Source organism: Staphylococcus sp. HL28, assembly GCF_021117155.1.
In the GTDB taxonomy this organism is placed as follows: Bacteria; Bacillota; Bacilli; order Staphylococcales; family Staphylococcaceae; genus Staphylococcus; species Staphylococcus warneri.
The window spans coordinates 1,813,936-1,837,859 of sequence record NZ_CP088218.1 but is presented as its reverse complement, the minus strand read 5'-3'; the positions used below and the strand labels follow the sequence as shown (position 1 = coordinate 1,837,859).

The window sequence follows — 23,924 nt, the reverse complement described above, 5'->3', positions numbered from 1 at the left end:
AAGGGCTTTAAACATTGATGGTACGCAAGTAATTTCATGAAAATTATTAATTTGAGATTAATGAAATATTACAAAATGCTTAGTGAGATTTCGTCATCAATTATTCATATTTTTGTTCATAACGATATGTTTAATATTTTCTTCATAAAAAGGTTGTCCTGTAGTGATATAACCTAATTTTTCATAGAAGGGTATAGCATAATATTGTGCGTGCATCGTCAAGTGGGTAAGATGATGCTCATGCGCTATCTTTTCTGCAAATTGTAATAATTTTAAACCTAAACCTAACCCTCTATATTCTTTTAGAATTGCAACACGTTCAACTTTACCTATTGCCCCCTCTAACATTCGTATGCGTGCGGTAGCAATTGGTTGATTATCTTCATCGTAACCAATAATATGTATTGCTGTATCTTCATATTTGTCAATTTCGTTGTCTTCTGGAACATGTTGTTCTTTAACAAATACCTCTTTTCTAATTTTAAAACAATCTTGCAACATTTGATCGTTTATCACTTCATTAAACATATATAATCTCCTTTGGATATAAAATAGGGAAGAAGACGGTTAATTTGATGTCTTCTTCCCTATGATAATCTGTTATTTTATAAAGCTTCTTTTCTAATAATTGCGGTATATTGCCAAAATATTCTCATTTGAGCTATATTCCAATTATTCATTCCCATCGTAAACCCAGATGGCTTAAATAGTGTTACATCTGTTACTTCAAGTGCTGCGGCAATTAAATATTGTAAGGGAACACTAATACTTTTCATTTCTTCGGTTATACCATTTTCATCATATACCCAAGAAAATGGCAGTTCTGATTCGAAAATATCAACTTTATTGAAAATTTCTGGAAGAGCTACAATGTAACAAGCACCATCTACAACGGGATTATGATTACTTTCTTTGTAATAAATAAGTAGTGCTTCATAATTTTCTCTATGCTCATGATTCACATAGAAAAATTCATTTCTAAATAAAGCCATGTCTTTACTATGAATAATTTGTTGTTCTAAAACATTAAACATACCATTGATGTTGGCTATCTTTTCATATGTTTTTCGTGACATCTTAGCAACTCCTTTCATATCATTATATAACTGGATTAATAAGCAGTTGTATCAATTTCTTGATCTTGTTGTGAAGATTGTTGATTGTTTTGATTATTAACTGTTTCATTTGGTTGTTGTTCGTTCATATCGTTGCTTTGAGATTGCCCATTGTTATTATCTGATTGTTGATTCGTGTCATTACTGTCATTTTTTTTATGCTTTTTATCTGTTGTATCATTTTGTGCTTTTCTTAATAACGAGTCATCTAGTTTAGTTAATGGAACTAATGAACCATAATGGTCAATAACTCTTTGATTTAAGAAATCATCTTTATCTGTAATTTTAGATAACCCTAAATCAGAGCGCAAGATATTTGAATATTTTTGAATGCTCTTAATACTCGGATTGTAATAATAAATATTATCTAACATATCGTCTTTACCTTCTAGTTGTGATTTCTTCATCTCTACACTATCAGATAAATACATTTTAGCTAATGATTTAATTTCAGATTTAGTTAAGTTATGTTTCGCATTTTTACCGACAATACTAATGACTTCGTCTAACTTATCAAATGAATCTAATGTTTGTGCTTTTTGGAATAAAATTTTAATTAAGTCCATTTGACGTTGACCACGTTTTAAATCCGAATCATGATGGCGTGTTCTAGCAACAGCTAAAGCTTCATCACCATTTAATTTTTGGTAGCCTTTCTTAATTTTAATTCTTCCAGTATCATCACTATTTGGTTCATTTAAATTATAAGGTACATCATAATATATGCCACCAAGCTCATCGACAGCTTGAACGAATGCCTTCATATTAACACGTGCATAATAATCAACAGGTACATTCATCGTTGCTTCTACTGAATCCATAGCAGCAATAGGTCCCCCGTATGCGTGAGCATGAGTTATTTTGTCATAATAGCCTACTTTAGGGATATAACTAATCGTATCACGAGGTATACTTAACATTCTGATTTGATGTTTTTCTTGATTGAAAGTTGATAAAATCATTGCATCTGATCTTGAATGTTCCAAACTCTGACCATTTTTTTCACGGCCTTCATTATCATCGATACCTAAGAATAAGATAGAGATTGGATCTTTTTCAGGGTCGATTTTTGAACTTCTTAAGTTAGATTGTCGATCAGCGTTACTTTTATCTTGAGAAGATTCAAATGCTTTCTCCGATGATTTGAAAAGATTATTAGCAAAAACAACAGGGATTGCAATAAGAGCGAAGGTTAGTAGAATTAAAAAGAATTTAAAAAATTTATTCATATTTGTTGCTCCTAAATAGTATAAACTTATTTTTTATTTCATTAAAAGTTATGTTGTTTCTTGGTATCGTTGTTATTTATTTTCCACACTATAGCCTTAAATTGTATTACTTTATAGTTAAAATTACAACACATACATATACAAAAATATTTACATTCTTAAAATTTAATTTACATCTCATATTATAAATGATTCTAGGTATTAAGTGTGAATAGAGAATCATATTTATTGTGAATTTGTTAAAAGAACTGAAATTGATTATTATGGAACAAATAACTAAAGGAGCATGTGTTATATAGAGATAAGGGTTTATAGAATTCTTGATTATATCTTTTGGCTATGCATATGATTCTGCATATTTATACCTTACTTATATACTATGTTTTTATATTTCGATGACTAGCGATTAAGTGTTGATAAATAATTAAATTGAAAAGTACATTTAAAATAGATTATATATACACATTTTGCAATTGTCTGAACGTTTTAATAGAAATTTGATACTCATTTCAACTTTATGGTACTAAAGTACAATGGAAATAATTTTTAATAGATGTATTATTTAATTAAAGTGATTTAAAAAGGGATATACGTTATAATTATGCATAGTGTATAAAATGATTACTATGCAAACTAACTATATTTCATTTACTTGATAAGTGTGCATTAATATTATCGTTGATTTTTTTATTAAAAAGGAGATGGTGTAAGTAAATAGAAAATTGAATAAGGTAGTGTTGTGTTACTTCTGTATTCGAGAAAGAAAAAATAAAAGATTAATTTAAATATTTTTCTAGGAGTATTATGGATATAAAAAATGATTGTCATAATATCAAAATTTTATATTGACGAAAAATATTGATATTAACATGTGAGGCAAATAATAACATGAAACTGAATAAGACTAAAATTATATTTTTCATATTAGTATTAGTAATACTTATTATATTAATGATTATATTTGGGAGAAAATGGAGTGAATATTTACAAACAGATAGTCGTATTTTTCAAAAAAACGACAACGAAACTTACATATTGAAAAAAGATAAACATGAGAAGGCACCAAAGAAACTAAAAAATGTGATGGATAAGAAAAATCCTGTTTATAAAGATATTAATAATTATTTGAAAGCAACTAACTTTAATGGAACTGCAACTGTATTTGAAAACGGAAAAGTTAAATTAGATAAAGGTTATGGATTTAAAAACTTTGAAAATGGTGAAAAAAATTCAGCTAATACGATGTATTTAATTGGGTCTTCTCAAAAATTCACAACTGGATTAATGTTAAAACAACTTGAAGTTGAAAATAAAGTCAATATCAACGACCCCGTTACAAAATACTTGCCTTGGTTTAAAACAAGCAAAGAGATAACACTAAAAGATTTGATGCTACATGAGAGTGGTTTACATAAATATGAAGCGTCGACAAATATTAAAAATTTAGATCAAGCTGTTAAATCAATTCAACAAAAGGGTATTGATGATAAATTTTATCATAAGCATCAATATAATGATGGTAATTATTTAGTACTTGCGAAAGTAATTGAAAAAGTAACGCATAAACCTTATGTCGAAAATTATTATAGTAGACTAGCCAATCCATATAAATTAAAACATAGTGCTTTCTTTGATGAGAAAGTATATCAAAAGTATATGGCTAGGGGTTACAAAATCAATCATAATAAATTCTCTTTAATGCATCCTAAAATTCTTGATCAATATTATGGTGCAGGTAATTTATATATGGCACCTCATGATATGGGGCAGTTAATACTTGCTTTACAACACTATAAAATATTTGATGCGGATGTAACGAATCCATTACTTCACGAATTTGGTACCAAACAATATCCTAAGGAATACCGATATGGTTTTTATGTTACGCCAACAATGAACCGAGTCAATGGTGTCTTCTTCGGACAAAAATTCACAGTATATTACAATGACAAATATATCGTGATATTAGCAAGCAACTTAACTGTTGAAGGCGAAAAAGCAGATGAAACAAATGAGAATAAAATGAAACATGTATTCTATGATATGCTTCATCAGAAAAAGCAATATAATGTTCCTGGAATTCAAGTGAAGTAATGATAATGATATAAATATAAACGCACATGTTGTTGTCTATGAGACATACGACATGTGCGTTTTTTTAATTTATTTACAGTGAGAAAGCGCTTGTAAAAAAGCCTGTTGATAATGATTTGAAATAGGAGACTGAACAACCTGACAATTAGGTTCTATTGAATCAAAGTCTACAACAGTTGCACCTTTAGTAAGCATACCTTGTAATTCTATTTGAACATTTGCATCAAATATATTAAATAAATCAGCATCTATTAAGTATAAAATAGTAAATACATCATATAATTTGAGACCTTCATGTACATTTTCAGTTCGATAGTGTTGGAATAATTGAGATAACATATCACCGGTCTGATTCATTGCTTTTATTTTTTCTATAAATTCATGGGAAAACATGGCTTGACGTGCTAAATCTAATCCAATCATAACCAATTGAAGTTGAGAATTAAAAACAATATTAGCTGCTTCAGGATCACAATATATATTAAATTCTGCAAGAGGTGTCACGTTACCTCTTCCGCAACTACCACCCATAATTACAATTTGCTTAATCTTGGATTTAATTTCTGGATAGGTAGCAAGTAAAAGCGCAATATTTGTTAATGGTCCAATAGCAACAATTGTAATAGGGGAAGTACTTTCCTTCAATGCATTTTTCATGGCCTCAATAGCGTTCATAGATGGTATTTTTTCATCAGTAGGAGATTTAAACTCATATCCATCCATACCTGATTCCCCATGAACTTCAGCTGCATCAACGGGATTTGAAATTAATGGACGTGGTGCGCCTTTAAAAATAGGTACATGACTATTGAAAAATTGTTTTAATTTTAAAGCATTAGCAGTAGTTTTATCAACATTCACATTACCATTTACTGTTGTAATCATTTTTACATCTAATTGAGGATGATTGAGCGCTAAGCTAATAGCTGCCGCGTCATCAATACCCGGATCTGTATCAATAATCAATGGTATCGTCATGTCTATCCGCTCCTTAAAAAATAGTAAGAAAAAAATATTAACTAATTATATTTTGACGTAAAAAAGACCTGTTAGCAAATGCTAACAGGTCTAAAAGTATGATTTCTATACTTTTTATAAGTGGTGTGAGTGACCACCTTGCATAACCCAATAAGTACCGATAACAGTAATTAGAGTTATGATGATTGCAAAGATAACTTTGAACATTTGCACACGACCATCTTTACCTTCAGTCAAGTGCATGAACATTAATAATTGAACTGCAGCTTGGATAAATGCAAATCCAAAAATAATTGTTACTTTAGCGTGAAAAGTCATTGATGTGTATAGAGTAACGAAAACTGCTAAAAGCGTTAATACGATAGAAGCAATAAATCCGACTGTATGTTTTACGATTGTATTCATCCGCTATACACCATCCCTATCATATATACGGCAGTGAAGATGAAGATCCAAACAACATCTAAGAAGTGCCAGTATAAACTTACTATAAATAATTTTGGAGCATTATATGAATCCAAACCACGAGTACCAATTTGGATTAATAAGCAAATAATCCAAACAATACCAACTGAAACGTGACAACCGTGAGTTCCTAATAGAATAAAGAAACTAGACCAGAAGGAACCGATAGTAGGGTTAACACCTTCAGAAGCATAATGTGCGAATTCGTAGATTTCGAAACCTACGAATACAAGCCCTAGTAGTACAGTAAGAATCATCCAAAACATCATTAAGTTTTGTTTTTCTTTACGCATGTAGTAAATTGCAATACCACATGTATATGAACTTAATAATAACGCAAATGTCATTATTAAAACTAATGGTAATTCAAATAATTCTGTAGTCATCTTGCCAGCGTAATCGCCACCGTGTTGCAAAGTTAATAACGTTGCGAATAGGGTACCGAATAACGCAAATTCGGCTGTAAGGAAAATCCAAAAGCCAAGTTTATTTAATTCGCCTTCATGCGTACGTGAATCGATTGTATTAGTATCATGACTCATGACTTACAGCCTCCCTTTCTTTAATTCGTGCTTCTCTTAAACGTGCCTCAGTTTCAGCTACTTCAGAAGCAGGGATGTGGTAACCGTGGTCGATTTGGAAACTTCTCCAAATCATAGTACCAAAGATACCTGCTAAGCAGATTGCCGCTGGAATGATTGTTTCAAAGATTAAGAAGAAACCACCAATAGTGAAGAAGATACCCATCCAGAAACCAACTGGAGTGTCATTTGGCATATGAATATCTTTGTAATTATGGTTGTCTAAGTAATGACGACCATGTTCCTTCATATCTACAAATGTATCATAGTCATTCCAATCTGGAGTGACAGCAAAGTTGTATTTAGGTGGGATTGCTGAAGCAGTAGTCCACTCTAATGTACGACCAAGGCCATCCCAGTTATCGCCTGTAGCTTCACGTGGTGCTTTAATGTGACTGTACACAATGCTTACCACTAAGAATAAGAAACCAATTGCCATTAATAAAGCACCGATAGTTGAAATAAAGTTCAATAAGAACCAACCATCAGAAGGCATATAAGTGTATAAACGACGTGGCATACCATCTAATCCAAGGATGAATTGTGGTAAGAAACAAACGTTAAATCCGATCATGAAGAACCAGAAGCACCATTTGTTTAACGTTTCGTTTAATTTGTAGCCCATCATTTTTGGATACCAGAAGATTAAACCAGCTAAGCAGGCAAATACTACACCAGTAACCAATGTATAGTGGAAGTGAGCTACTAAGAAATAAGTGTTGTGATATTGATAGTCAGCTGATGCCATCGCTAACATTACACCAGTAACCCCACCTAATAGGAAGTTAGGGATGAATGCTAATGAGAATAACATCGGTGACTCGAAAGTAATTCGACCTTTATACAATGTTAATAGCCAGTTGAATAGCTTAACGCCGGTAGGTACACCGATTAACATTGTTGAAATTGAGAAGAATGAGTTGATTAAAGCACCATTACCCATTGTGAAGAAATGGTGAACCCAAACTAAGAAACTTAAGAACGCGATACCAGCAGTTGCCCAGACCATGCTTTGATGACCGAACAAGCGTTTACGCGCAAATGTTGGAATAATTTCAGAGTAAATACCAAATGCAGGTAAGATAACGATATATACTTCAGGGTGCCCCCATACCCAGAAGAAGTTCGCCCATAACATAGGCATACCGCCATCTGCAACTGTAAAGAATGCTGTTCCAAACACTCTATCTACTGTCATTAAAGCTAAAGCCACTGTTAATACAGGGAAAGCTAAAATAACGATTAATGTAGTAATGAATGTTGTTACAGTAAACATTGGCATTTGCATAAACTTCATTGTAGGTGTTTTACATCTTAAGATTGTTACAAAGAAGTTGATACCGGTCATTAAAGTACCTAAACCGGAGATTTGAATTGCAACTAGATAGTAGTTAACACCTGGACCAGGACTAAATTCACCAGCAAGTGGTGCATAGTTTGTCCAACCAGCAGCTGGTGATCCACCTATGATAAATGATAGGTTGAATAAAATCATACCAGCAAAGAATAGCCAGAAACTTACGTTGTTCATTACAGGGAAGGCAACATCACGTGCACCAATTTGTAATGGAACAACAATATTCCATAAACCAAAGATAAATGGCATAGCCATGAATATAATCATGATAACGCCGTGCGTACTGAAAATTTCATTGTAGTGATTTGATTCCAAGAATTTGTTATCTGGAATTGTTAATTGCGTACGAATAAGTAACGCGTCAATACCACCACGGACGAACATTAATACGGCACAGATTAAATACATAACACCGATTTTTTTATGGTCTACGGATGTGAACCATTCTTTATAAAGATATTTCCATAATTTGAAATACGTAATTACCGCTATAAGGCCGATAACTAAGAATGGCGCACCAATTTGTGCCATTGTAATCATCCAGTTACCTTTAACGATTAATTGATCCCATGGAAAATTCATTAATGTCCACCTCCATGATCATCTTTTTTAGACGGACTATCGTCTTTTGCTTCTTTGGAAATTTTTTCCATTTCCTTAGAATTGTGTTTTTCTTTCTTCTTGAATTCATTGTCGTATTTTTCATTGTTGCCAAGAATCATTGGTGTCATACCATGACGTTTGTAGTTAGCGTTTGATATTGTAACCTTACGTGCTGGTTTCACTGGTTTATCTTTTACATCTTTATAAAGATCTTTTTCGTCAACGAAGTTAGGATCTTTTTGAACGTAGTTATAACGTTTGTATGCGTAGAAGATATACTCAGGATCAGCTGCAGGGTCAACGAACGCCATATGAGTACCATTAAACGTTAATTCTTTGTTAGGTGTGCTTGGTAAGAGTTGTTTATCAAATGTATCTTGATCTAACGTTTTCTTACTTTGAGCTTTTTTCACCCATTTGTTGAAATCACTTTGGCTTACAGAGTTAACATCAAATGTTTGACGTGAGAAACCTTCACCGTTGAAGTTTGAGTTTCTACCTCTGAAAGTACCTGTTTGATCTGCTGTTAATGTCCAATTCATAGTCATACCAGTCATGGCATATTTCTGACCACCTAATTGTGGAATCCAGAAACTTGTCATTGTATCCATAGCTTGGAGCTTGAATACGACTGGACGATCTTTAGGAATTGTTAATGTATTAACAGTTTCGATGTGTTGATCTGGGTAGGCAAAGAACCATTTGTAACCACCGCTTACTGCGTAAACCACAAGTGGGTCCTTGTCTTTTTCTGGTGGTTTTTCATAATCGTATAAAGTTTTAACAGTTGGAATTGCTAAAGCAATAACGATAATGATAGGTACCACAAACCAAATTGTTTCAATTAAAGAATTGTGGTGCATCTTACCAGATTCGTCATTCTTATTGTAACTATACTTGTAAATGAAGAATGCGAACATAGAAAGAACAACGACAACAATAACAAGCATGAAGATAATTGAATAGATGATCAAGAACTTCTGACTACTTGCTACTGGCCCTTTTGCATTGAAAACTTCAATGTTCGAACAACCACTAAGTAAAATTAGTGTTCCGACCATTAGAAGCAAAGACTTAAATTTTGACACTTTTTTTGACCTCCTAATACTACAAATGTAGGGCTTACCACTAATTTTAGTTTATTACACAATATTTACAAGTACCTAAAAGAAAAAAATTATTGATATAAGCAAAAAATTTAAAAAAATTTGAGATATGACGGGGATTGTAAGATTTGTTAAAATTGTGTGTACATTTTGTGAAAAAGGTCAAATTTGTGAAATTGCAATAAATAATGCATTTTTAGATAGATAAATTGAAGATATTCAGAAAATAAAAAAGTTGAGAATTTAATCTCAACTAAATATAAAATATTATTTGACTTTAATATTTCTAACTGAAATTTTTTGAGCGCCATCTGAATCTGTGACTTTGTACTTAACTTCATATGTACCTGATTTAGTAGTATCAACATTGCCATCAATTTTGATTTTATGTGTTAAATCACCATCTTCTTTATCATAAGCGCTAATACCTTGTAGTAGGTTATAATCTTCACCTTTTTCGATGATGATGTCATTCACACCTCTTAATTGAGGTTCGGAATTAGTTGTTGCTTCGGCATTTAGATTAGGTGTGACTAAAGTAGCAGATACTCCGATTGCTGATAGTGACTGAATTAGTTTGTTCATAAAGTAACCTCCGAATGTTAGTCAACTACGATTTATGTATATCATACGTTAATTTTCAGAATAATACATCATACTATAGTCTTAATATACCTGATTAATTAGATATTTAAAACATATAATAAGAAATAAATAATTAAAATTATGTAAATTGAACGTTATGTGAACAATTTAACATTTCTTTGATTAACTATATCGTTAAGGTTTAGAATGACAATGTAAAAAGTTTAGGTTTTAAATACGAGTTATCTGGGAGTGGAAATAATGTTAAGTGAAAGAGAAAAAGACATAGTAAAAGAAACAGTACCTGTATTACAAGATAAAGGAGTAGAAATTACTTCGAATTTTTATGCACGTATGTTTAAACAACATCCAGAGCTAAAAAATATGTTCAATCAAACCAACCAACAACGTGGATTACAATCTACGGCATTAGCTCAATCTGTGTTAGCAGCAGCAGTTAATATTGATCATCTTGAAGCTATCCTACCTGTAGTTAAAGAAATCGCATATAAACATTGTGCTTTACAAGTACCGCCAGCAGGATACGATATCGTTGGTGAAAATTTAATTGCAGCTATAAAAGAAGTTGTTGGATTAGATGATGACCATGAAATTATTAAAACATGGAAGAAAGCTTACCAAGAAATTGCAGACATATTCATCTCTGTTGAAAAGGATATATACAAAGACATGTTATGGGACGGCTTTCAACCATTTAAAGTTGAAACAATAGAACAAGTATCTTCTGATATTAAGGCTTTCACAGTTTCTTCAAATGAATATGATTTAAGTCAGTTTGTACCTGGTCAATATATTACTGTTGATGTAGGTAGTGAAAAAATGCCTTATAGAGCTAAAAGACATTACTCAATTGTAAAAGGTGATAAAAATCATCTTACATTTGCTGTAAAAAGAGATGTAACTACAGAACATGAAGGTGAAGTATCTACAATTTTACATGATGAATATCAAGAAGGGGATAACATTAATTTAACAGCGCCTGTAGGTCCATTCCATGTTGTTGAAAAGGATAATAAACAGTTGTTCTTAGGATCTGGAATAGGTGTAACGCCACTCGTATCTATGTTTAATGAAGTGGTAAATGACAATGGACAAGCTCAATTTATACAAGTGACAAATGATGTAAATGATGCGCCATTTTCATCATTATTAACTTCTATTGCTAATGAGGACGCACAAGCAACATATAACTTACACGATAAAAATAAAAACGGCTATATTGGTAGTGAACAATTAAAACAATGGATCGATGATGATACGGAAATCTATGTTTGTGGTGGAAAATCATTCATACAATCAATGATTAAAGCTTTAAAAGAATTAAATGTAGATGAATCTAAAATTCATTACGAAACATTTATACCTAAATTAAGTGTAGCGGTATAAATAGAACTGAATAAAAAAACAGGAGAAGGCGTTCGCCTTCTCCTGTTTTTTTATTTAATTATTCGATACCGCGACGCATTTTCTCTGCTAATAAAGTATTATTCAATACCATTGTAATTGTTAATGGACCAACACCGCCAGGTACAGGTGTAATTGCACTTGCAACTTCTTTTACTTCGTCAAATGCGACGTCACCTTTTAGTTTGCCATTTTCATCTGGAGTATTACCTACATCAATGATAACCGCGCCTTCTTTAACCATTTCTTTAGTAACTAATTCAGGTTTGCCGACTGCGCTAACAACGATATCAGCTTCTTTAACGAAACTAGCCATGTCTTTAGATCTTGAATGAAGAATTGTCACAGTTGCATTTTGTTGAAGTAATAGTTTAGATACAGGTTGACCTACGATATGACTTCTACCAATAACTACAGCATTTTTACCTTCAATATCAATGTCAGCATGTTTTAATATTTCCATTATTCCTAATGGAGTACAAGGTACAAAAGTTTGTTCATCAATATATAATTTACCAATATTACTTGGATGGAAGCCGTCCACATCTTTTTCTGGATTAATAGCTTCTAATACTTTTTGTTCGCTAACTTGTTTTGGAAGAGGTACTTGAACTAGGATACCACTAACAGAATCATCATTATTTAAGCGTTCTAATTCTGATAATACATCTTCTTCAGAAGTATCTTCGCTTAAATGAACGATTTCAGAAATCATACCAATTTTTTCTGCAGCTTTCTTTTTAGATCTAACATAACTTTGGCTTGCGCCATCGTTACCGACCAATATTACGGATAATTTTGGTGTATATCCTTTAGATTTAAGGACCTCTACTTGATCTTTTAAACCTTGACGATAATCTTTAGCAATTTGCTTTCCATCTAATAATTTTGCTACCACAATATCTCCTCCTAATTTTCCAATAACTTAACTTTAACATTAAATTTACACAATTTAATAGCTAAAAGACGTAAATTTAACTAAAATTTTAAATTAAAGTTCGATTTTTAATTGAAAAAGCATTTGATGATTGTTATGCTATATCTGTAATATACAACTTAACGACAAATAAATCCAAAGTTTTGAAAGGGTGTACATCTTGAAAGTAGCAGTCATTATGGGTAGTTCTTCCGATTGGGAAATTATGAGCGAAAGTTGCACAATGCTTGAACAATTTGAAATTCCGTATGAAAAGAAAGTCGTTTCAGCGCATCGTACGCCTCATTTAATGGTAGATTTTGCGAGTCATGCAAGTAACAATGGTTATGATCTAATTATTGCAGGAGCTGGTGGTGCGGCGCATTTACCAGGTATGGTTGCATCGATGACCACTTTACCTGTTATTGGTGTTCCTATTGAATCTAAAAGTTTAAAAGGATTGGATTCACTATTATCGATTGTTCAGATGCCAGGTGGAATTCCAGTAGCGACGACAGCAATTGGTAAAGCAGGTGCTAAAAATGCTGGGATACTAGCTGCAAGAATATTAGGTATAAGCCATTCGTCAGTTCGTGAAAATTTGGAAAATTATGAAAAATCATTGGTACAAAAAGTGGAGGAAATGCAAAATGAACTTCAATAAATTATCATTTGGTTCAACCATTGGTATTATTGGTGGTGGCCAATTAGGTAAGATGATGGCACAATCAGCACAAAAAATGGGATATAAGGTAATTGTTTTAGATCCAAGTTCTGATTGTCCATGTCGATATGTGGCACATGAATTTATAGAAGCAAATTATGATGACGAACGTGCACTTCAACATCTAGGTGAAAGTTCGGATGTCATTACGTATGAATTTGAAAATATATCAGCAAAACAGCTTAAGACGCTCACTGAAAAATATAATATTCCTCAAGGTTATCAAGCTATACAATTACTTCAAGATCGTTTAACTGAAAAACAAACATTAGAACAAGCAGGGGCAAAAATTGTTCCCTATACCTCAATTAAACATAAAGATGATTTATCAAAGGCTACTAAGACACTTGGATATCCTTACATTGTTAAAACACGTTTTGGTGGTTATGACGGCAAAGGTCAAATATTAGTTCAATCTGAAGAAGATATTAAAGAAGCCGAAATATTAGCATCCAATCAGGAATGTGTTGCAGAACAATTTCTAAATATTAAAAAAGAAGTGTCACTTACTGTGACTATCGGTAATCATCAACAAATCACATACTTCCCACTACAAGAAAATGAACATCGAAATCAAATTTTATTTAAAACAATAGTCCCAGCTAGATGTAATCAAATCGAGAATGCTAAACGTGAAGTTGAAAAAATAATAAAGGCTGTCCATTTCATAGGAACATTTACAGTTGAATTTTTCATTGATAGTAATGACCAATTGTATGTAAATGAAATCGCACCACGACCTCATAATTCTGGACATTATTCAATTGAGGCATGTGATTATTCACAATTTGACACTCATATTTTAGCGGTTACCGGTCAAACATTGCCTGACAAGATAGAAATACTAAAACCTGCAATCATGATGAATTTATTAGGTAAAGATTTAGATTTATTAGAAGATGAATTTGGAGAACACCCTGAATGGCACGTTCATATTTATGGTAAATCTGAGCGTAAACCAAATAGAAAAATGGGACATATGACTATATTAACGAATCAAATTGATGAAACTGAACAAGACATGTTGAAACGTTTCGAAGGGAGAGGCCAATAAATGTCATTACTTTATGAAGGTAAAGCTAAAAGAATATATACAACCGATAAACCCAATGAGTTACGTGTTGAATACAAAGATGAAGTCACTGCTGGCAATGGTGCTAAAAAAGATGCTATGTCTGGAAAAGGAAAACTAAATAATCGTATTACTTCAATTATCTTTGAATACTTAGAAAAAAATGGTTTGAAAAGTCATTTTATCAAACAATTATCAGAGACAGACCAATTAGTAGAATCAGTGAAAATTATTCCATTAGAAGTGGTAGTTAGAAATATTGCAGCCGGGTCTATTACACAAAGACTTGGATTTGAAAAAGGATATCTCTTTGATGTGCCTTTGGTTGAATTTTTCTATAAAAATGATGAGTTAAATGACCCATTGATTACAGAAGATCACATCAAGTTGTTACATATCGCTTATGATGATCAAATATCAACATTAAAATCAATGGCACTCGATATTAACAAAGTACTTATACAACTTATGAATGAAATGGAATTAAGACTTGTAGATTTTAAAATTGAATTTGGTATTACAGATGAAGGGGAAATTTTATTAGCTGATGAAATTTCACCAGATACATGCAGAATATGGGATAAATATTCAGATGCGAATTTTGATAAAGATGTCTATCGAAATGATACGGGCTCATTAATTGAAACATATCAATCATTTTTAAATAAATTGGAGGATTTAAAATAATGAAAACAATTGAATTACATGTCACTTTACAGCCTCAGGTTTTAGATACACAAGGTCAAGCATTAAATCGAGCAGTTCATGATTTAGGATATAAACAAGTTAATGATATTCGAGTAGGAAAGGTATTATACATGACTGTGGATGAAGCAACTGATGAAGCGGTTGATAATATTATTACAACATTAAGTGAAAAGTTATTTGCCAACACTGTTATTGAAGAATATAGCTATAAAGTGATTGATGAAAAGGAGAATGCATAACATGAAATTTGCTGTTCTTGTATTTCCAGGTTCAAATTGTGACAGAGATATGTATAATGCAGCAATCAAATCAGGTGATGAAGCGGAATATGTTGATTATAGAACGACAACATTAGAAGGGTTTGATGGTGTACTAATTCCTGGTGGATTCTCATTTGGAGATTATTTAAGATCAGGTGCTATGGCAAGCGTCGCGCCGGTTATCAATGAAGTGAAAAGGTTGGCTAAAGAAGGCAAACCAGTATTAGGTGTATGTAATGGATTCCAAATTTTAACTGAAATCGGTTTGCTACCAGGTGCGTTACTTCATAATGACTCACATTTATTTGTGAGTCGTAATGAATCTTTACGTATTGTAAATAATCAGACGCCTTTCACAAATTTATATGAAGAAAATGAAGAGGTTGTTTATCCTGTAGCACACGGTGAGGGTCATTACTACTGTAATGAAGACATTTATAACGAGTTGATGTCTAACAATCAAATTATTTTGAAATACACTGATAATCCTAATGGGTCATATGCTGATATTGCAGGCATTGTTAATAAAGAAGGTAATGTTTGCGGTATGATGCCGCATCCAGAAAGAGCAATGGAGTCATTATTAGGTACTGATAGCGGCGTTAAATTATTTGAGGCTATGGTAAATAGTTGGAGGGAACAAAATGTCTAAATTTATCGAACCAAGTGTTGAAGAAATTAAGTTGGAAAAGCTATATCAAGATATGGGGTTAAGCGATAAAGAATACGCTAAAGTGTGTGAAATCTTAGGTAGAGAACCCAATTTTACTGAAACTGGTATTTTTTCAGTAATGTGGAGTGAGCACTGTTCTTACAAACATTCAAAACCATTTTTAAAACAGTTTCCTACTACTGGCGAACATGTATTAATGGGACCAGGAGAAGGCGCTGGAGTTGTAGATATTGGTGACAACCAAGCAGTCGTATTTAAAGTGGAATCTCATAATCACCCTTCAGCTATTGAACCGTATCAAGGTGCTGCTACAGGTGTAGGAGGAATTATCAGAGATATTGTTTCTATAGGAGCACGTCCTATTAATTTATTAAATAGTTTGCGCTTTGGTGAGTTAACAAACAAGCAAAATCAGAGACTGCTTAAAGGCGTTGTTAGTGGTATTGGTGGCTACGGTAACTGTATTGGTATTCCCACAACTGCTGGTGAAATCGAGTTTGATGATCGTTATGATGGTAACCCTCTTGTCAATGCAATGTGTGTCGGCATTATTGATCACGACATGGTGCAAAAGGGGACAGCTAAAGGTATTGGAAATTCAGTTATTTATGTAGGTTTGAAAACAGGTAGAGATGGTATTCACGGTGCTACGTTTGCATCTGAAGAATTGACTGAAGAAAGTGAAAGTAAACGACCATCTGTACAAATTGGTGATCCTTTTGTTGGTAAGAAATTAATGGAAGCAACATTAGAAGCTATCACATTCGATGAATTAGTTGGTATCCAAGATATGGGAGCAGCAGGTTTAACTTCATCTTCTTCGGAAATGGCGGCTAAAGGCGGAAGTGGTCTCCACTTAAGATTAGACCAAGTACCAACTAGAGAACCAGGTATTTCACCATATGAAATGATGCTATCTGAAACTCAAGAAAGAATGTTACTTGTTGTAGAACAAGGAACAGAACAAAAATTCTTAGATTTATTTGAAAAGCATGAATTAGTTAGTGCAGTTATTGGAGAAGTGACTGATACAAATCGCTTTGTTTTAACATATGAAGATGAAGTGTTTGCAGATATTCCAGTGCAACCATTATCGGATGAAGCGCCAGTTTATGTTCTTGAAGGCGAAGAGAAAGCATACAATACATCTAAAAATGATTATAGTCATATTGATATTGAAAATGTATTTGACCAGTTATTAAAACACCCAACGATTGCTTCAAAACATTATTTATATGAGCAATATGATCAACAAGTTGGCGCTAATACGATTATTAAACCAGGATTACAGTCATCAGTGGTAAGAGTAGAAGGTACGAATAAAGCAATTGCTTCAACGATTGATGGTGAAGCACGTTATGTATTTAATCAACCTTATGAAGGCGGGAAAATGGTTGTAGCAGAAGCATATCGTAATTTGATTGCTGTAGGAGCTACACCGCTAGCGATGACAGATTGTTTGAATTATGGATCTCCAGAGAAAAAAGAAATTTATCAACAATTAATTGATTCTACTAAAGGAATGGCAGAAGCATGTGATGTATTAAAAACGCCTGTTGTATCAGGAAATGTATCGTTATACAACGAAACAAGAGGTACATCCATCTTTCCAACACCAGTAGTTGGTATGGTTGGCTTAATTGACGATGTTAACTATTTAGCTGATTTTAAACCACAAGCTGGAGAAAAATTATATCTCGTTGGTGATACACGAGATGACTACGGCGGTAGCCAATTAGAAAAATTATTATATGGCACAGTAAATCATGAATTTGAATCAATTGATTTAAGTGATGAGGTTGCAAAAGGTGAAGCGGTTAAATCGGCTATTAGAAACGGTGCTGCATCACATGTTCAAACAGTAGGAAAAGGTGGTTTATTAATTACACTTGCAAAAATAAGTGCGCATTATGATTTAGGATTAGAGGCAAATATAGATGTATCTAATGCGCAGTTATTTAGTGAATCTCAAGGTAGATATATTATTTCTGTAAAGGAAAATGAATTACTAAATATTGAAAATGCAATTGAAATTGGTCAATTTAATGAAGGTAATCAGTTCAAAGTATCAAATAACCAAACAACAATTATCAAAAACGTAGCAGATATCAAAGATGTTTGGGAAGGAGCTATTAGCCAATGTTTAACTACTCAGGATTAAATGAGGAATGTGGTGTTTTTGGCATATGGAATCATCCAGATGCTGCTCAATTAACGTATATGGGCTTGCATAGTTTACAACATAGAGGTCAAGAAGGTGCAGGTATAGTTGCAGCCAATTATGAAGAATTAGTTGGTGAAAGAGGACTTGGATTATTAACTGAAGCTATTAAAGATGATCAATTATCAAGATTACAGGATTATCATAACGCAATTGGACATGTGAGATATGCTACATCTGGCAATAAAGGTATAGAAAATATTCAACCTTTTTTATATCACTTTTATGATATGAGTGTTGCGATTTGTCATAATGGCAACCTTATTAATGCCCAATCTTTAAGACAAAATCTTGAAAAACATGGAGCCATTTTCCATTCATCATCTGATACTGAAGTGATTATGCATTTAATCCGAAGAAGTAAAGCACCTACATTTGAAGAAGCTTTAAACGAAAGTTTACGTCAAATTAAAGGTGGATTCACATTCGCAGTGTTAACTAAAGATGCATTATATGGTGCAGTTGATCCTAATGCTATTAGACCTTTAGTCGTCGGCAAAATGCAAGACAACACTTATATTCTAGCTAGTGAAACATGTGCTATTGACGTCTTAGGAGCAGAGTTTGTACAAGATATTCATGCCGGTGAATATGTCATTATTAACGATGAAGGTGTTCAAGTTAAATCATATACAAGACATACGAATACCGCAATTTCAGCGATGGAATATATCTATTTTGCTAGACCAGATTCTACGATCGCTGGGAAAAATGTTCACGCTGTTCGTAAAGCCTCTGGTAAACGTTTAGCTCAAGAAAGTCCAGTAGAAGCAGGTATGGTTATCGGTGTGCCTAATTCATCGTTATCAGCTGCTAGCGGTTATGCCGAAGAGATAGGACTGCCATATGAAATGGGCCTTGTTAAAAATCAATATGTAGCAAGAACATTTATTCAACCGACACAGCAACTTCGTGAGCAAGGTGTACGTGTTAAATTGTCAGCGGTAAAAGATATTGTCGAAGGACAGAATATCATCTTAGTGGATGATTCTATTGTCAGAGGGACAACATCTAAACGTATTGTAAAGATGTTAAAGGATTCAGGTGCTAATGAAGTACACGTCAGAATTGCTTCTCCAGAATTTATGTTTCCTAGCTTCTATGGTATTGATGTATCAACAACTGCCGAATTAATATCAGCGAGTAAATCGCCTGAAGAAATTTGTGAATATATAGGTGCCGATTCGCTTGCATATCTTAGTGTAAATGGATTAATTGAATCCATAGGTTTAGATTATGACGCTCCATATAGTGGTTTATGTGTTGAGAGCTTCACAGGAGATTATCCGGCTGGATTGTTTGATTACGAAGAGAATTATAAAAAGCATTTAAGTGATCGTCAAAAAGCATATATTAATGAAAATAAACATTACTTTGATAGTGAGGGAAATATAAATGTCTAAAGCATACGAACAATCAGGTGTAGATATCCATGCAGGTTATGAAGCGGTAGAAAGAATGTCTAGTCATGTTAAACGTACGATGCGTAAGGAAGTTATCGGTGGTCTAGGTGGCTTTGGTGCAACATTTGATTTATCTCAACTAAATATGAAAGCACCAGTATTAGTGTCAGGAACAGACGGTGTAGGTACTAAATTGAAATTAGCAATTGATCATAATAAACATGATTCAATAGGTATAGATGCGGTGGCCATGTGTGTGAATGATATTTTAACTACAGGTGCAGAGCCGCTTTACTTCTTAGATTATATTGCAACACATAAAGTGGTTCCCGAAATCATTGAACAAATCGTTAAAGGTATCAGTGATGCTTGTGAAGAAACTAATACGGCTTTAATCGGTGGCGAAACTGCTGAAATGGGTGAAATGTATCATGAAGGTGAATATGATTTGGCAGGCTTTGCAGTTGGCGCAGTTGAGAAAGACGAATATATTGATGGTTCAGACGTGAAGGCTGGTCAAGTAATTATAGGATTGGCATCCAATGGCATTCATTCCAATGGATATAGTCTAGTGAGACAACTCATAAAAAAATCAGGTATAAACCTTAACGATACATTTGATCGTCATACTTACTTAGAAACGTTTTTAGCACCAACCCAATTATATGTAAAACCAATATTAGAATTAAAAAAACATGTATCAATAAAAGCGATGAATCACATTACTGGTGGTGGTTTTTATGAAAATATTCCTCGTTCTTTACCAGATGGATTATCTGCAGATATAAATGCAAATGCATTTCCTACACCAGCCATATTCGATTGGTTACAAGAACAAGGCAATATTAGTACTGATGAAATGTATAACATATTTAATATGGGGATTGGTTTTACTGTTATCGTCGATGAAATTGAAAAAGATAAGACATTGGATATTTTAAAACAGCAGAATGTGAATGCCTATGAAATCGGACGAATTGTAGAAGATAGTCATAACCCAATTCATATTCAGGGGGTATAAACGTGATCAAAGTAGCAATCTTTGCATCAGGTTCTGGAAGTAACTTTGAAAATATTGTACGACATGTTCAACAAGGACATATAGAGGATATTGAAATTACTGCACTTTATACAGATCATCATGATGCTTATTGTATTAAACGAGCAGAACAACTAGGTGTATCAGTGCATATTAATGAGCCAAAACGCTTTGAGTCAAAATCTCATTATGAACAACATTTGTTATCTTTACTTTCTGCAGAAGGGGTTCAGTGGATTGTTTTAGCAGGTTATATGAGATTAATTGGAGAGGATATTCTAACAGCTTATCCTCATAAAATATTAAATATCCACCCATCATTATTGCCGAAATTTAAGGGGATAGACGCAATAGGACAAGCATTTCGAAGCGAGGATTCAATAACTGGATCAACGGTGCATTATGTTGACAATGGTATGGATACGGGAGAAATTATCGAACAAAGACAATGTGATATAAGAACGGACGACACAATTGAAACGTTAGAAGAGAGAGTCAAACAATTAGAGTACGAGTTATATCCAAGCGTTATTGCGAAAATCATTCGATAGAGGAGTATTGAGAACAATGAAAAGAGCAATTTTAAGTGTTTCAAATAAAAACGGTATTGTAGAATTTGCGTCATCTTTAAAAGAATTAGGTTATGAGCTTTATTCAACAGGTGGAACGAAACGCATTTTAGAAGAGGCGCAAGTTGATGTGAAATCTGTGTCAGAATTGACTCAATTTCCCGAAATTATGGATGGACGCGTTAAAACTTTACATCCAGCAGTACACGGTGGGATTTTAGCTGACAGAGATAAAGCGGAACATTTGGAAGAATTAAAAGAACAACACATTGATTTAATAGATTTAGTAGTTGTTAATTTATATCCATTCCAAAAAACAGTAGATAATCCAGATGTTACAGAAATGGATGCGATTGAAAATATCGATATTGGTGGTCCGACTATGTTAAGAGCAGCTGCAAAGAATTTTAAACATGTGACAACCGTGGTGCACCCTGCAGATTATAATGAAGTAATTAGTAGAATTAAAAATGACCAATTAGATGAAACATATCGAAAATCACTTATGATTAAAGTATTTGAACATACTACTCAATACGATGAAGCTATTGTGAATTTCTTTAAAGGTAATAAAGAAACCTTACGCTATGGTGAGAACCCACAACAATCTGCTTACTTTGTCAGAACAAACGATGCTAAACATACAATTGCTGGAGCTAAACAACTACATGGTAAACAACTTAGCTTCAATAATATTAAAGATGCTGATGCAGCACTTACATTAGTTAAAAAATTTGATGAGCCAACTACGATTGCTGTAAAACATATGAATCCATGTGGTGTGGGGATTGGAAGTTCAATTGAAGAAGCTTTTCAAAATGCTTTTGACGCAGATAATCAATCCATTTTTGGTGGGATTATTGCATTAAATAGACCAGTGACAGCGACGTTAGCTGAAACACTACATTCTATCTTTTTAGAAGTTGTCATCGCACCTCAATTTACACAAGAGGCTTTAGACATTTTAACGCAAAAGAAAAATATTCGACTTTTAGAAATAGATACAACTATTGATAATAGAGAACAAGAATTTGTATCAGTATCGGGTGGTTATTTAGTACAGGATAAAGACAACTTTGAAGTGAGTCGTTCTGACATGACGGTTGCTACAGAAGTAGAACCGACTGAAGCGCAATGGGAAGCCATGTTATTAGGTTGGAAAGTCGTAGGTGCAGTTAAAAGTAATGCAGTGATTTTAAGTAATGCTAAACAAACAGTAGGTATTGGTGCTGGTCAAATGAATCGTGTAGGTTCAGCCAAAATTGCATTGGAAAGAGCAATTGAAATTAACGATAATGTAGCATTGGTATCAGATGGTTTTTTCCCAATGGATGATACTGTAGAATTAGCTGCAAAAAATGGTATTAAAGCCATTATTCAACCAGGTGGATCAATTAAGGACCAAGATTCTATAGATATGGCGAATAAATATGGCATTACAATGGTAATGACAGGAATGCGACATTTTAAACACTAAAAGCAGGATGTTGAAGGGAGAAAAGTCATGAAAGTACTCGTTATTGGTGCAGGTGGACGTGAACATGTATTAGCGCATAAATTAAATCAATCATCAATGGTAGACAAAGTTCATGTGATACCAGGCAATGAAGCTATGATTAATGTGGCGCAAATCCATACGGATATTAAAGAAAATGACCACGAAGCTATCTTAGATTTTGTCATTAATCATCAAATTGAATGGGTTGTTATCGGACCAGAACAACCATTGATAGATGGGTTACCTGATTTATTAAGAAAACACCAAATTAAAGTGTTTGGGCCTAATCGTGATGCGGCACAAATAGAAGGCTCAAAGGCATTTGCTAAAAGAATAATGGCTAAATATGATATACCTACTGCACAATATAAGGAAATTGATGACAAGGATGAGGCATTAGATTTTGTTGAAACATGTGATTTGCCAATAGTTATTAAAAAAGATGGTTTAGCTGCAGGAAAAGGGGTAGTGATTGCTACTGAAAGAGCTGAAGCTAGAGAAGCAGTTCAACAAATGTTTGATGAAAATTCAGGAACGATTGTATTTGAAGAATTTTTAGAAGGTGAAGAATTCTCTGTAATGACATTTGTTAATGGTAAGAGAGCTATTCCATTTGATTGTATCGCTCAGGATCATAAACGTGCTTATGATTCCGATAAAGGACCCAATACAGGTGGTATGGGTGCATATTGTCCAGTACCGCATATTAGCACTGATATCATTGTTAGAACTAATAATGAGATTGCACAACCGATTGCACGCGCAATGGCTGAAGAAGGTCATCACTTCTTTGGATTATTATATATTGGTGCTATTTTGACTGAAGAAGGGCCGAAAGTCATAGAGTTTAATGCAAGATTTGGTGATCCAGAAGCACAGGTCTTATTGACAAGAATGAATAGCGACTTGATGCAACATATTATTGCGCTTGATAATGATGAGCCGATACACTTTGAATGGAAAGATGAAGCGGTAGTCGGTGTTATGTTAGCTTCTAAAGGCTATCCGGGTAATTATGAAAAAGGACACCAAGTTAGTGGGTTTGAACTTGACTCAAATTACTTTGTAAGCGGTTTGAAGAAGAATAATGACCAGTTTGTTAACAGTGGTGGACGAGTCATACTAGCTATTGGGGAAGGACAAAATATAAAAGAAGCCCAAGTTAATGCCTATCAAAATGTTAAAAAGATCAAGAGCAATAACTTGTTTTATAGAACAGACATAGGAAATAAAGCATTGAAATAAATTTATATAAGAAATAGAATGTGTTTACATTCAACTACTGTTTATATTATTAAATCCT

At 33.3% G+C, this 23,924-nt stretch carries 23 protein-coding genes; 13 read left to right on the top strand and 10 right to left on the bottom strand.

Annotation, left to right across the window (positions count from 1 at the left end; all coding sequences use genetic code 11):
- Positions 1-96 precede the first annotated feature (96 nt).
- The 3 genes from LPC11_RS08925 to LPC11_RS08915 form a co-directional block, all read right to left on the bottom strand.
- On the bottom strand, positions 97-528 hold the full coding sequence (locus LPC11_RS08925; RefSeq protein WP_023375043.1) for a GNAT family N-acetyltransferase: 432 nt from the start codon (positions 526-528) through the stop codon (positions 97-99).
- A 77-nt stretch (positions 529-605) separates the two neighbouring features.
- A complete protein-coding gene (locus tag LPC11_RS08920) occupies positions 606-1,076 on the bottom strand; it encodes a DUF2538 family protein (protein WP_002450730.1) in 471 nt (156 codons plus the stop codon).
- 35 nt (positions 1,077-1,111) lie between these two features.
- On the bottom strand, positions 1,112-2,344 hold the full coding sequence (locus LPC11_RS08915; protein ID WP_023375044.1) for an LCP family protein: 1,233 nt from the start codon (positions 2,342-2,344) through the stop codon (positions 1,112-1,114).
- A gap of 888 nt (positions 2,345-3,232) precedes the next feature.
- Here LPC11_RS08915 and LPC11_RS08910 point away from each other — a divergent pair.
- Positions 3,233-4,438, top strand: a complete 1,206-nt coding sequence (locus LPC11_RS08910; RefSeq protein ID WP_023375045.1) for a serine hydrolase domain-containing protein — start codon at positions 3,233-3,235, stop codon at positions 4,436-4,438.
- A gap of 69 nt (positions 4,439-4,507) precedes the next feature.
- On the opposite strand, the gene rihC is transcribed toward LPC11_RS08910, so the two are convergent.
- The 6 genes from rihC to LPC11_RS08880 all read right to left on the bottom strand — a co-directional run bounded on the left by rihC (position 4,508) and on the right by LPC11_RS08880 (position 10,113).
- Complete coding sequence (gene rihC / locus LPC11_RS08905; RefSeq protein WP_023375046.1) at positions 4,508-5,416, bottom strand: ribonucleoside hydrolase RihC; 909 nt, start codon at positions 5,414-5,416, stop codon at positions 4,508-4,510.
- A 114-nt stretch (positions 5,417-5,530) separates the two neighbouring features.
- Positions 5,531-5,821, bottom strand: coding sequence for a cytochrome aa3 quinol oxidase subunit IV (gene qoxD, locus LPC11_RS08900; RefSeq protein ID WP_023375047.1), 291 nt, complete (start codon positions 5,819-5,821; stop codon positions 5,531-5,533).
- Positions 5,818-6,423, bottom strand: a complete 606-nt coding sequence (qoxC, locus tag LPC11_RS08895; RefSeq protein ID WP_023375048.1) for a cytochrome aa3 quinol oxidase subunit III — start codon at positions 6,421-6,423, stop codon at positions 5,818-5,820. The genes qoxD and qoxC overlap by 4 nt, the downstream gene beginning before the upstream one ends.
- On the bottom strand, positions 6,413-8,401 hold the full coding sequence (gene qoxB, locus LPC11_RS08890; RefSeq protein WP_002467278.1) for a cytochrome aa3 quinol oxidase subunit I: 1,989 nt from the start codon (positions 8,399-8,401) through the stop codon (positions 6,413-6,415). Before qoxB ends, qoxC begins: the two co-directional genes overlap by 11 nt.
- Positions 8,401-9,510 (bottom strand): cytochrome aa3 quinol oxidase subunit II, encoded by a 1,110-nt coding sequence (gene qoxA, locus LPC11_RS08885; protein ID WP_041613924.1) that lies wholly within the window; start codon positions 9,508-9,510, stop codon positions 8,401-8,403. Before qoxA ends, qoxB begins: the two co-directional genes overlap by 1 nt.
- Positions 9,511-9,795: 285 nt before the next feature.
- Positions 9,796-10,113 (bottom strand): DUF5011 domain-containing protein, encoded by a 318-nt coding sequence (locus LPC11_RS08880; protein ID WP_023375050.1) that lies wholly within the window; start codon positions 10,111-10,113, stop codon positions 9,796-9,798.
- Positions 10,114-10,374: 261 nt separating this feature from the next.
- Here LPC11_RS08880 and LPC11_RS08875 point away from each other — a divergent pair, with 261 nt between their 5' ends.
- On the top strand, positions 10,375-11,520 hold the full coding sequence (locus LPC11_RS08875; protein WP_023375051.1) for a globin domain-containing protein: 1,146 nt from the start codon (positions 10,375-10,377) through the stop codon (positions 11,518-11,520).
- A gap of 58 nt (positions 11,521-11,578) precedes the next feature.
- On the opposite strand, the gene folD is transcribed toward LPC11_RS08875, so the two are convergent.
- A complete protein-coding gene (gene folD / locus LPC11_RS08870; RefSeq protein ID WP_002450720.1) occupies positions 11,579-12,436 on the bottom strand; it encodes a bifunctional methylenetetrahydrofolate dehydrogenase/methenyltetrahydrofolate cyclohydrolase FolD in 858 nt (285 codons plus the stop codon).
- A gap of 199 nt (positions 12,437-12,635) precedes the next feature.
- Here folD and purE point away from each other — a divergent pair, with 199 nt between their 5' ends.
- From purE to purD, 11 genes are read left to right on the top strand one after another with little or no spacing between them, the layout of a single operon-like run.
- Positions 12,636-13,118, top strand: a complete 483-nt coding sequence (gene purE, locus LPC11_RS08865) for a 5-(carboxyamino)imidazole ribonucleotide mutase (protein WP_041613927.1) — start codon at positions 12,636-12,638, stop codon at positions 13,116-13,118.
- The gene (gene purK, locus LPC11_RS08860; protein WP_081698203.1) at positions 13,066-14,232 is read left to right on the top strand and encodes a 5-(carboxyamino)imidazole ribonucleotide synthase; all 1,167 of its coding nucleotides are present in this window, start codon (positions 13,066-13,068) and stop codon (positions 14,230-14,232) included. Before purE ends, purK begins: the two co-directional genes overlap by 53 nt.
- Positions 14,233-14,937 (top strand): phosphoribosylaminoimidazolesuccinocarboxamide synthase, encoded by a 705-nt coding sequence (gene purC / locus LPC11_RS08855; RefSeq protein ID WP_023375054.1) that lies wholly within the window; start codon positions 14,233-14,235, stop codon positions 14,935-14,937.
- A complete protein-coding gene (gene purS, locus LPC11_RS08850; protein WP_002450716.1) occupies positions 14,937-15,197 on the top strand; it encodes a phosphoribosylformylglycinamidine synthase subunit PurS in 261 nt (86 codons plus the stop codon). The genes purC and purS overlap by 1 nt, the downstream gene beginning before the upstream one ends.
- Before the next feature lies 1 nt (position 15,198).
- Positions 15,199-15,870 (top strand): phosphoribosylformylglycinamidine synthase subunit PurQ, encoded by a 672-nt coding sequence (gene purQ / locus LPC11_RS08845; RefSeq protein WP_023375055.1) that lies wholly within the window; start codon positions 15,199-15,201, stop codon positions 15,868-15,870.
- On the top strand, positions 15,863-18,052 hold the full coding sequence (purL, locus tag LPC11_RS08840) for a phosphoribosylformylglycinamidine synthase subunit PurL (protein ID WP_023375056.1): 2,190 nt from the start codon (positions 15,863-15,865) through the stop codon (positions 18,050-18,052). The genes purQ and purL overlap by 8 nt, the downstream gene beginning before the upstream one ends.
- Positions 18,031-19,515: an amidophosphoribosyltransferase gene (purF, locus tag LPC11_RS08835; RefSeq protein WP_023375057.1), complete on the top strand. Its 1,485-nt coding sequence runs from the start codon at positions 18,031-18,033 to the stop codon at positions 19,513-19,515. The genes purL and purF overlap by 22 nt, the downstream gene beginning before the upstream one ends.
- Positions 19,508-20,536: a phosphoribosylformylglycinamidine cyclo-ligase gene (gene purM, locus LPC11_RS08830; protein WP_023375058.1), complete on the top strand. Its 1,029-nt coding sequence runs from the start codon at positions 19,508-19,510 to the stop codon at positions 20,534-20,536. The genes purF and purM overlap by 8 nt, the downstream gene beginning before the upstream one ends.
- A 2-nt stretch (positions 20,537-20,538) precedes the next feature.
- Positions 20,539-21,105, top strand: coding sequence for a phosphoribosylglycinamide formyltransferase (gene purN, locus LPC11_RS08825; protein WP_023375059.1), 567 nt, complete (start codon positions 20,539-20,541; stop codon positions 21,103-21,105).
- A 16-nt stretch (positions 21,106-21,121) separates the two neighbouring features.
- On the top strand, positions 21,122-22,600 hold the full coding sequence (purH, locus tag LPC11_RS08820) for a bifunctional phosphoribosylaminoimidazolecarboxamide formyltransferase/IMP cyclohydrolase (RefSeq protein WP_023375060.1): 1,479 nt from the start codon (positions 21,122-21,124) through the stop codon (positions 22,598-22,600).
- Between the two features lie 27 nt (positions 22,601-22,627).
- Entirely contained in the window at positions 22,628-23,866 is a 1,239-nt protein-coding gene (purD, locus tag LPC11_RS08815) for a phosphoribosylamine--glycine ligase (protein ID WP_023375061.1), read from the top strand.
- The last annotated feature ends 58 nt before the right edge of the window (positions 23,867-23,924 follow it).

What these genes read in the sequence shown, in the direction of transcription:
- LPC11_RS08925 (WP_023375043.1), bottom strand. Translation starts at nt 528, where the DNA reads ATGTTTAATGAAGTGATAAACGATCAAATGTTGCAAGATTGTTTTAAA.
- LPC11_RS08920 (WP_002450730.1), bottom strand. Translation starts at nt 1,076, where the DNA reads ATGTCACGAAAAACATATGAAAAGATAGCCAACATCAATGGTATGTTT.
- LPC11_RS08915 (WP_023375044.1), bottom strand. Translation starts at nt 2,344, where the DNA reads ATGAATAAATTTTTTAAATTCTTTTTAATTCTACTAACCTTCGCTCTT.
- LPC11_RS08910 (WP_023375045.1), top strand. Translation starts at nt 3,233, where the DNA reads ATGAAACTGAATAAGACTAAAATTATATTTTTCATATTAGTATTAGTA.
- rihC (WP_023375046.1), bottom strand. Translation starts at nt 5,416, where the DNA reads ATGACGATACCATTGATTATTGATACAGATCCGGGTATTGATGACGCG.
- qoxD (WP_023375047.1), bottom strand. Translation starts at nt 5,821, where the DNA reads ATGAATACAATCGTAAAACATACAGTCGGATTTATTGCTTCTATCGTA.
- qoxC (WP_023375048.1), bottom strand. Translation starts at nt 6,423, where the DNA reads ATGAGTCATGATACTAATACAATCGATTCACGTACGCATGAAGGCGAA.
- qoxB (WP_002467278.1), bottom strand. Translation starts at nt 8,401, where the DNA reads ATGAATTTTCCATGGGATCAATTAATCGTTAAAGGTAACTGGATGATT.
- LPC11_RS08880 (WP_023375050.1), bottom strand. Translation starts at nt 10,113, where the DNA reads ATGAACAAACTAATTCAGTCACTATCAGCAATCGGAGTATCTGCTACT.
- LPC11_RS08875 (WP_023375051.1), top strand. Translation starts at nt 10,375, where the DNA reads ATGTTAAGTGAAAGAGAAAAAGACATAGTAAAAGAAACAGTACCTGTA.
- purK (WP_081698203.1), top strand. Translation starts at nt 13,066, where the DNA reads ATGAAAAATCATTGGTACAAAAAGTGGAGGAAATGCAAAATGAACTTC.
- purC (WP_023375054.1), top strand. Translation starts at nt 14,233, where the DNA reads ATGTCATTACTTTATGAAGGTAAAGCTAAAAGAATATATACAACCGAT.
- purS (WP_002450716.1), top strand. Translation starts at nt 14,937, where the DNA reads ATGAAAACAATTGAATTACATGTCACTTTACAGCCTCAGGTTTTAGAT.
- purQ (WP_023375055.1), top strand. Translation starts at nt 15,199, where the DNA reads ATGAAATTTGCTGTTCTTGTATTTCCAGGTTCAAATTGTGACAGAGAT.
- purL (WP_023375056.1), top strand. Translation starts at nt 15,863, where the DNA reads ATGTCTAAATTTATCGAACCAAGTGTTGAAGAAATTAAGTTGGAAAAG.
- purF (WP_023375057.1), top strand. Translation starts at nt 18,031, where the DNA reads ATGTTTAACTACTCAGGATTAAATGAGGAATGTGGTGTTTTTGGCATA.
- purM (WP_023375058.1), top strand. Translation starts at nt 19,508, where the DNA reads ATGTCTAAAGCATACGAACAATCAGGTGTAGATATCCATGCAGGTTAT.
- purH (WP_023375060.1), top strand. Translation starts at nt 21,122, where the DNA reads ATGAAAAGAGCAATTTTAAGTGTTTCAAATAAAAACGGTATTGTAGAA.
- purD (WP_023375061.1), top strand. Translation starts at nt 22,628, where the DNA reads ATGAAAGTACTCGTTATTGGTGCAGGTGGACGTGAACATGTATTAGCG.